General features: G+C 69.7%; 7 protein-coding genes. 3 read left to right on the forward strand and 4 right to left on the reverse strand.

The features are described 5' to 3' along the window. Nucleotides 1-575 (reverse strand): Bug family tripartite tricarboxylate transporter substrate binding protein (locus tag AC1DOC_RS15315; protein WP_478130030.1); only part of this gene is annotated, 575 nt, incomplete at its 3' end. Between the two features lie 125 nt (nucleotides 576-700). Here AC1DOC_RS15315 and AC1DOC_RS15320 point away from each other — a divergent pair. Together AC1DOC_RS15320 and AC1DOC_RS15325 are read left to right on the forward strand one after the other, a co-directional pair. Continuing rightward, the gene (locus AC1DOC_RS15320; RefSeq protein WP_478080991.1) at nucleotides 701-1,669 is read left to right on the forward strand and encodes a LysR substrate-binding domain-containing protein; all 969 of its coding nucleotides are present in this window, start codon (nucleotides 701-703) and stop codon (nucleotides 1,667-1,669) included. Then, nucleotides 1,666-2,883, forward strand: a complete 1,218-nt coding sequence (locus AC1DOC_RS15325) for a DUF418 domain-containing protein (protein WP_478080992.1) — start codon at nucleotides 1,666-1,668, stop codon at nucleotides 2,881-2,883. Before AC1DOC_RS15320 ends, AC1DOC_RS15325 begins: the two co-directional genes overlap by 4 nt. Here AC1DOC_RS15325 and AC1DOC_RS15330 read toward each other — a convergent pair. Then, on the reverse strand, nucleotides 2,856-3,482 hold the full coding sequence (locus tag AC1DOC_RS15330; RefSeq protein ID WP_478084025.1) for a LysE/ArgO family amino acid transporter: 627 nt from the start codon (nucleotides 3,480-3,482) through the stop codon (nucleotides 2,856-2,858). The two genes, AC1DOC_RS15325 and AC1DOC_RS15330, sit on opposite strands and share 28 nt — an antisense overlap. A gap of 107 nt (nucleotides 3,483-3,589) precedes the next feature. On the opposite strand from AC1DOC_RS15330, the gene AC1DOC_RS15335 reads away from it, so the two are divergent. Beyond that, the gene (locus tag AC1DOC_RS15335) at nucleotides 3,590-4,048 is read left to right on the forward strand and encodes an Lrp/AsnC family transcriptional regulator (RefSeq protein ID WP_478080994.1); all 459 of its coding nucleotides are present in this window, start codon (nucleotides 3,590-3,592) and stop codon (nucleotides 4,046-4,048) included. 18 nt (nucleotides 4,049-4,066) lie between these two features. On the opposite strand, the gene AC1DOC_RS15340 is transcribed toward AC1DOC_RS15335, so the two are convergent. Further along, nucleotides 4,067-5,128 (reverse strand): mechanosensitive ion channel family protein, encoded by a 1,062-nt coding sequence (locus AC1DOC_RS15340; RefSeq protein ID WP_478130031.1) that lies wholly within the window; start codon nucleotides 5,126-5,128, stop codon nucleotides 4,067-4,069. Next, nucleotides 5,128-6,120 (reverse strand): FUSC family protein (locus AC1DOC_RS15345; RefSeq protein WP_478130032.1); only part of this gene is annotated, 993 nt, incomplete at its 5' end. The genes AC1DOC_RS15345 and AC1DOC_RS15340, both read right to left, overlap by 1 nt.

Raw genomic sequence — 6,120 nt, forward strand, 5'->3', positions numbered from 1 at the left:
GGGCTGCCGTTGCCGGCGGAACTGAAGGTGGCGGGCTCGGCCTTGGCCGGGCTGCCGTTGCCGGCGGAACTGAAGGTGGCGGGCTCGGCCTTGGCCTGCGCGATGAATTCCGGCAGCGTCCTGGCCTTCACGGCGGGCCCGACGCCGAAGCTCAGGCCCGAGGAGCTGAAGATCATCAGCGCCTTCAGGTCCCTGGCCGCGAAGGGCATCGACGCATACAGGTGCGGGTTGATGGTGAAGGTGCTGTCGATGCTCAGCAGCACCGTGTAGCCGTCGGCCGGGCTCTTGGCCACGAGGTCGGCGCCGATGTTGCCGCCGGCGCCCGGCCTGTTGTCGACCACGAAGGGCTGCCTGAGCTCTTTCTGCAGCACGTCGCCCAGCGCGCGGCCGAGGATGTCGAGCGGACCGCCGGCCGGGAAGTTGGTGATGAACTTCACCGGCTTGGCGGGGTAGGCCGCGTCGGCATGCGCGGCCGGGCTGCCGAGCGCGAGGCAAAGCGCAGCACAGGCGGCGGTGGCAAGGGCCAGGCGGCGCGATGCGCCCGGGGCGTTCTTCTTCGAGAAACCGGTGGTCATGTCTTTGCTTGTCTCCGTATCGGGGGCCACTCTAGAAGGCGGAAGCGGCCCGCACAACTGAAAGCTCTTCTGCCAGCTATTCCCTCTGGTTATATTTGGATGGCCGCTCCAAAGGGAAGACACCCATGTCAGCCATGAACAACTTTGCACGCCTCAAGCTGCGCCACCTGCAATGCCTGGTGATGGTGGCGCAGGAGCGCAACCTCGTGCGCGCGGGCAAGGCCCTGGCGCTCACGCAGCCCGCGGTGTCCAAGACCATTGCCGAACTCGAGGAGATCGTCGGGCGCCAGTTGCTGCTGCGCCGCCGCCGCGGCGTCGAGCTCACGCCGGCGGCCGAGGTGCTGGTGCGCCATGCCGTCTCCGCGCTGCGCGGACTGCGCGAAGGCATGGGCCTGGCCATGGACCAGCCCGAAGCCGACCAGCTGCGCGTGGCCGTGGGCGCCCTGCCCAACATGGCGGCCAACCTGCTGCCAGAGGCCGTCGCGCGGCTGTATGCCTCGCACCCGGCGCTGCGCGTGCGCGTGGTGAGCGGCACCAACGCGCAGCTGATGACGCAGCTGCGCCAGGGCGAGATCGACCTGGTGCTCGGCCGCCTCGCGCAAGCCTCGGCCATGGCCGACCTGGCGTTCGAACAGCTCTACAGCGAACCGCTGCTGCTGGTGGTGCGACCCGGCCATCCCCTCGCCGCGCGGCGCAGGCCCACGCTCGATGCATTGACCGCCCATCCGCTGGTGCTGCCGGTCTCGGGCACGCTGATCCGGCATACGGCCGATGCCTTCCTGATCGCACAGGGCATGGCGCTGCCCAGCCGGCTGGTGGAGGCGACGGACACCAGCTTCGTGGTCGGGCTGCTGCAGCGCTGCGATGCGGTGTGGTTTGCGCCGCAGGGTGCCGTCGAGGGCTTGATTGCACAGGGCGCGTTGAAGCGCGTGGCCATCGACACCTCAGGCACCGAAGGGCCGGTGGGCTTCACGGTGCGGCGCGGCGGCGAAGCGGGCGAGGGCGCGCGGCTGCTGGTCGAGGCGATCCGCGGCATCGTCGCGGCCGCGGCGCGCGGAGGCCGGGCCAATGCCGGCATCGGGAAACCCGCATGAACACGGCCCTGAACGAACGCCAGCAGATGGTCGATGCGYTGCGCGGCTTTGCGCTGCTGGGCATCCTGGTGGTCAACATCGCGAGCTTTGCATCCACCTACTACGGCCTGGGCATTCCCGATCCGATGGCCGTCTCGCCGGCCGACCGCGGCGCCTCGTTCGTGCGGGCCCTTGTGTTCGAGAGCAAGTTCTACCTGCTGTTCTCGTTCCTGTTCGGCTACAGCTTCACGCTGCAGATGCGCGCGGCCGAGCGCGACGGCAAGCCTTTCGTGCCGCGCATGGTGCGGCGGCACTTCGGGTTGTGGGTCCTCGGCGTGGCGCATGCCGTGCTGCTCTACTACGGCGACATCCTCACCGCGTACGCCGTGCTGGGTGCCTTGCTGCTCATGCTGCGGCGGCGCAGCGATGTGTTCCTCGCGTGCGCGGCCATCGCGCTGGTGCTGCTCACTTCATTGCTGTGGGCCGCCGTCGGCCAGATGTACACGCATGCGGACATGCTGATGGCGGCGCAGGCGGCCTACGGCGAAGCCGCCGCGGCGCTGGCCGCCTACCGCGCCACGCCCGCCATGGTGGTGGTGCAGCACTTGCGCGATCTCTCGCAGACCTGGTGGATCACGGCGCTGGTGCAGGCGCCCGAGGCGCTGGCCATGTTCCTTGCGGGCTTCATCGCCGGCAAGCGCGGGCTCCTCGCGCAGGCCGAAGCGCATCGCACGCTGTGGTGGCGCGTGTTCTGGTGGGGCCTTGCCCTCGGCCTGCCGGGTGCGCTGGCCTACGCCTGGCCGACCCTGCGGCTGAACGACCCGGTGCGCGACATCCAGGGCCTCGCGCTCACGCTGCTGACGGCGCCGTTCCTGTCGGCTGCGTATGCGGCCGGCCTGCTGCTGGTGTTCCAGGGCCGGCGCGGCCGGTGGCTGGCGCAGCTGCTGGCGCCCGCGGGCCGCATGGCGTTGTCGAACTACCTGCTGCAATCGGTGGCCTGCGCGTGGATCTTTCTGGCCTACGGGCTGCGCTGGATCGGGACGGTCGGGCCGCTGGCCACGTTTGCGATTGCCTTCGCGATCTTCGCGGGCAACCTGGCGCTGAGCCACTGGTGGATGCAGCGCTTCGCCTACGGCCCCGCGGAGTGGCTGCTGCGGGCGTTCACCTACCTCGAGCGCCCGCCGCTGCGCCGGCGCCGTCATGCGGATCAGCGCGACAGCAGCGCCGAGAGCTGAAACACGGCAAAGCCCAGCAGCAGTGCGCCCGACAGCCGATTGATGGACTGGAGCACCCGCGGACCGAGCCTGTGCCGCACCATCGACACCACGGTCGACAGGCCCAGCCACCATATCGCCGACCCGAGGAAAACGCCCGCCACCATCGTCACGGCAGCGCCGCTGCCGCTGCTGCTCGCATGCCCGGTGCCGATCGATGCGAACACCGCGACGAAGGACAGGATCGTCATCGGATTCGCGAGCGTGAGCATGAACACCGACAGCATGGCTTTCAGCGGCGTGGCGACGTCCTGTGCGGCGCGAGCCTGGGTGGCGGCCGGCGCGCGCAGCAGCTGCACGCCCATCCAAGCCAGGAAGGCCGCGCCGCCGAGCGCCAGCGGCACGCGCGCCGCCACCATCGACGAGATGACCGCCGACACGCCGAACGCGCCGATGGCGCCGTAGCACGCATCCGCCAGCGCGGCCCCGAGGCCGCTGAGAAAACCGATGGCACGGCCGTGCGCGAGCGTGCGCTGGATGCAGAGCAGCCCGATGGGGCCCACGGGCGCGGCGATCGACAGCCCGATGACCAGGGCCTTGAGGAAAAGAGAAAAGTCCATGCCTGCAATTGTTCGGCGCGGCCCTCATGGCGAGAATGACGAAATTCAGGCGCGCCGCGTGCCAAGCCTGAAATCGGAAGTGAAATTCCCAACTGCACCTTAGATTAATGGAAATCGACTCCAAGAACTGGCAAATCCTCGACGCGCTCCAGCAGGACGCGCGCACCTCGCTGACGGCGCTGGCGCGGCAAGTGGCGTTGTCCGTGCCCTCGACCTCCGAGCGCGTGAAGCGGCTCGAGGAGGCCGGCGTGATCGAGGGCTACCGCGCGGTGGTTCCACCGCGCAAGGCGGGCTACACGGTGACGGCGCTGATCGGCATCACGACCGCGCAGCCCGACAAGGCCCGGCTGCTGAAGCTGCTCGATGGCCGGCGCGAGGTGCTCGAGTGCTTTCACGTCACCGGGCAGGACTCCTATGTGCTGAAGGTGGTTGCCCGGGACATCGAGCATCTCGAGACCTTCGTGAGCAGCATCAATCACCTGGGCGAGACGCGCACGTCGATCGTCATGTCGGTGCCGATCCCGGCGCGCGCGGTGGCGGTGCCGGCGGGCGCCGTGCCCGGGTGATGCGCTGCCGTGCGCTTCTTAGGCCGCCGCTGCGCCCTGCGGCGGGTCGGCCTCGATGCGCATCCTCGGCAGGAATTGCGGGTACTCGCGCTGCATGAAGCCGATGAGCCCTTCGCGCACCTTGCAGCGCAGGTCGAAGGCCAGGCCCGAGGTGGCCGCGGTGCAGAGCACGCGGACCTGCATGGTGCGCTCGGTGGCGTCGGTCACCTGCAGGTTGAAGAAGCGGCCGTCCCACTCGGGCGCCGCCTTCACGATGCGCTCGACCTCTTCGCGCAGCGGCGCGAGCGGCATGCCGTAGTCGGCATAGACAAAAACCGAGCCCAGCAACTGCGACGAATGGCGCGTCCAGTTCTGGAACGGCTTTTCGATGAAGTAGCTGAGCGGCAGGATCAGGCGCCGGTCGTCCCAGATCTTGAGCACCACGAAGGTGCCGGTGATCTCTTCGACGCGGCCCCATTCGCCCTCGACCACCAGCACGTCGTCGATGCGGATCGGCTGGGCCAGCGCAATCTGCAGCCCGGCAATCAGGTTGCTGAACACCGGCTTGGCGGCCAGGCCCGCCACGATGCCGATCACGCCCGCGGAGGCCAGCAGGCTCGCGCCCACCTGGCGCGCGCCCGGAAAGGTCATGAGCATCATTGGGCCGCCGGCCACCAGCACCACCGACATGGCCGTGCGCGCGAGCACGCGCGTCTGCGTGAGCACGCGGCGCGCCTGCAGGTTGTCGGCCACGTCGGCCGGGTGCTGCGCGAGCACGCCATCGGCAAATCCGCTGATGGCCCTTACCGCGAGCCAGGTGGTCGCGGCGATCAGCAGCAGGCCGTTGAAATGCCGCACGCTGCCAAGGAAGCGCAGGTCCTCGGGCGCGGCCTGGAAGATGAGCAGCAGCGCCACCAGCGGCAGCACCAGCCGCGCCGGTGCGTTGCAATTGACCACCATCGCGTGCACCGCGGGCGCGGGGCGGGTGATGCGTTTCAGCACGAGGCCGCCGATGCGGTGGACCAGGAGAGCGAGCGGGACGGCGACGAGAACGGCAATCCAGGTGCCGAACCAGGGGTGGGCAAGTATCTCTTGGGTCATCAGGCGGGGGTCGTGGCTGCTTCTGTTGTCTCGTCCAGGTGTTGAAGAATGCGCGCCGCGTCGTCGCGCAGCTGCGTCGAGAGTGCCGTGGCCAGGTCGAGCCGGCGCAGCAGCCAGGGGCTGATGTCGTTGTCGAACGGGTCGGGCAGGGGAATCGGGCCGCCCACGGTGGTGGAGCCGGTGCTTTCGGGGAGCGAGGGGCCGGTGGTCGGCGCGCTGCCGATCGCGGCCTCGATGCGCTGCGCGGTGCGCGCGAGCGGGCCTTCGATCTCGGCGGCCGTGAGCCGGTCGCGCCTGAGCACCAGCATCGACTTGACGGCGCTGAGCTGCGCGAGCAGCTGGTAGCTGTGCGCCTGCAGGTGTTCGAGCGGCTCCAGCGGCGGCTGCACCGCGCGCGGCTCCGACAGCGAACGCTGCGTGGCCTGCACCAGCGCCGAGAGGCTGTCGTAGGCCTCGCGGCGCGCGAGCCGCCATTCGAGCTCGGGGCTGCTGTCGACGGCCTGCAGTTGGCCGAGGCCGAGCGCCAGCCGTGCATGGCGCGCCTGCGCGGTGAGCGTGCGCGCCACCAGCGCCGGAATCTGCCCGCGCTCCCACGAGGGCAGCACATAGCAGAAGCCCCAGGCCAGCGCGGCGCCGATCAGCGTGTCGGCAATGCGCTCGAACAGCGCGAAGATGGGCGCGGCGCCCACGTTGAGCATGTGCGCCTGCACCAGGCCCAGCACCGTGGCCGCCACCGCCGTGATCAGGTAGCGCCGCACCGCAAAGCTGTGGGCAATGGCCTGCGCCACCGTGAGGATGACCAGCAGCGCGAGCGGCGACGGATGCGCCGAGAGCAGGCCCACCGCGAGCACGCTGCCCAGCAGCGTGCCGGCGACGCGGCTGTTGCGCCGTTCCAGCGTCTGCGAAAGGCTGCCGCGCAGCACCACCACGATGGTCAGCAGGATCCAGTAGTCGTGCGAACCCCAGGGCAGCGACACCGCAATCGTGTAGCC

This window comes from Variovorax sp. 01T439_2, assembly GCF_056398445.1.